Genomic DNA, 2349 nt, shown 5'->3' with positions numbered 1-2349 from the left:
GATGTCATTGGCCATGGTGCGGCTGGCGATCTGGCCGGCGGCATTATAGGTGAAGGCGAGGCTCTGGTCGCTGGCAGTACCGGCCAGATCCTGGGTGAGCTCGGAGAGGCGCCCGGCTGCATCATAATCGAACCCGGTCACCACCCCGTTGCCGCGCGTCAGGGACGTGACCCGGCCAAGATTGTCGTAGGCGTAGGCCGCCAGCACGCCGATGCCCGATGAGGCCCCGTTCTCGCGGATATGGGTGAGCGCGCCTACCGTATCATAGCTGTAGGTGACATAGAGCCCGTCCGGCCAGTCCATGCGCGTGCGCCGGCCGGCCGCGTCATATTGGTAGCTGACCGTGCCTTGCGGGGTGATGGCGGTGAGGTTGCGGCCCAGCGCGTCATGGGTATAGGAGAGCGTATGCCCCCCGGTCTGGGAGACTTGCGTCACCCGGCCCAGGAGATCGTAAGTGTAGGAGGCATTGGCCTGGCCGGACGGGGTGTTCCTCGCCGTGATCCGGTTCAGATTGTCATACGTGTAGGTGATGTTGTGGCCGGACCGGCGCCGGTGCGTGACGAGACGGCCTGCCGCGTCATAGGTAAACTGCTCGCGGTCATTACTGTTGCTGGAGTTGCTGCCCACGGTCACATGCGGATAGCGGATCTGGGACAGCCGGTCATGGCCGTCGCGCACATAGGTGGTGCGGTTATTGGCTCCGTCGCGGATAAAGCTGACATGGCCATTCTGGGTGTAGGCGTAAAGCGCCTCTATACCCATTTCTGGCGTGTTCCAGCCTTGGCGAAGCCCCGTCACCCGCCCGGCGGCATCATATACGCGGTGGGTGATCCGGTCAGGACCCTGCGATCCAGCCGTGCCCGCCGTGCAGGCACTCGATGGCGGTGAGCCGAAGGTTGCCGGGTTCATGCGCTGGGCCGAGCACTGCAGCCGGCCCGAGGCATCATAGCTGACCTGTTGCAGGGCGAGCGTCGTGGAGCCCGATTTCAGGCGGGCAAGGACAGGGCGGTAAAGCGCGTCATATTCGGTCTCCTGACGCTCCAGCACGCTCATCGCGTTCAGATGGGAGGTCCCCGTGCCCGTCACCGTGCCGCGCTCGACGAAGGACTCCTGACCGGCCGTGGTGTAGCCGATGCGCGCAGCCCGGCGCAGGAGAGCCCCGCCGCCATCCGGATCCGGTCCGATCACCCCCACAGGGCGGCGAAGGCCGTCATAATGATAATAGGTGCGCGCCGCAGACCCGCCCACAGCCGGCTGGCTCCAGATCACATCGCCGAACGCATTATAGCTCTGCGTCACCGTGGAAGTGGGCGTGCCATTGCCCGCCGCGACCGTCGTCGATACCGGCAGGCGGTTATTGGCGACGCCGGCCGAGCCATAACCGATCGTGGTGCGCGTCTCGTTGGCTGTCCCCACGCAGGAGGGCGAGGTACCGCTCGAACAGGTCGAGGTTTGCGTCAGGCGCCAGACCGGATCGGCCGCCTGCACGATGGTGCCGGCATGGTTTTTGTAGAAGGCGTAAAGCGAGGTGTAGGTATAGCGCGTCTGCGGGCGCGCGCCCGAGCCTGACGGCGCCGGCGCGGTTACCGTCAGCACCCCGCCATGGGTCGCATTATAGGTGTAGTCCGTCCGGTTGCCGGCCGCATCCTCGGTCCATAAAGGCCGGTTGCAGGTGACCGGGTTGGAACACGAGGACGGATAGCCCGCGCTCGTCACCAGATCGGGAAGGCCTGTGCCCGGCTTGGCCACGCGGCGCACCTCGGTGACATTGCCGCGCGCATCGTACACATAGCGCACCTCATTGCCTTCCGGGTAAATGACCTTGGTCACCCGGCCATGGGCATCGTGCTCGAGGCTTGTCGTCCGGTTCGCGCCATTGGTGCTCGATACCGGCAGGCCCGTCGACAGGTTCGAGACCAGCACGTCAGTATGGCCCAGAGGGCTCGTCACCGTCGTCGTGCGCTGGCCGCCAGAGTCGCTATAGGCATAGGTCCAGGTCTGAGAGCCGCCATAGGTGATGGAGGAGATCACCCCCGAGGCAGCGGTCTGGAATACCGCATCGGGGGTGGCGCTGCCAGGAAGGCGCAGGCCCGTCAGCTGACCGGAGGCAGACGAATAGATGAACCGGGTCTCGCGGCCCAGATTGTCGGTAAACGTGCGCTGGAAATTGGACTCGCTGATCTCCAGGAACGGCCAGTCCTGTGTAAGCCCCGTGCAGACATTCACCGTCGGAAAGCAGGCATCCACCGCATTGTTGATGGCGGTGACCTGCCGGGCCTGCTGCCAGGAATCGCGCAGCCCATGGACATCCTCGACCGGCTGGGTGGCATCAAGAACGATCTGGTCCTG

Annotated in this window: 1 protein-coding gene; it reads right to left on the bottom strand. The window is 64.9% G+C overall.

Going from position 1 to position 2349, the window contains the following annotated elements:
• The coding region (locus tag IEV75_RS13800) for an RHS repeat domain-containing protein (RefSeq protein WP_188453155.1) at positions 1-2349 on the bottom strand (2349 nt) is incomplete at both ends.

Source organism: Glycocaulis albus (genome assembly GCF_014639075.1).
Lineage (GTDB): Bacteria > Pseudomonadota > Alphaproteobacteria > Caulobacterales > Maricaulaceae > Glycocaulis > Glycocaulis albus.
Note: the sequence above shows the minus strand (reverse complement) of the source record. Positions and strands in the feature narration are given on the sequence as shown.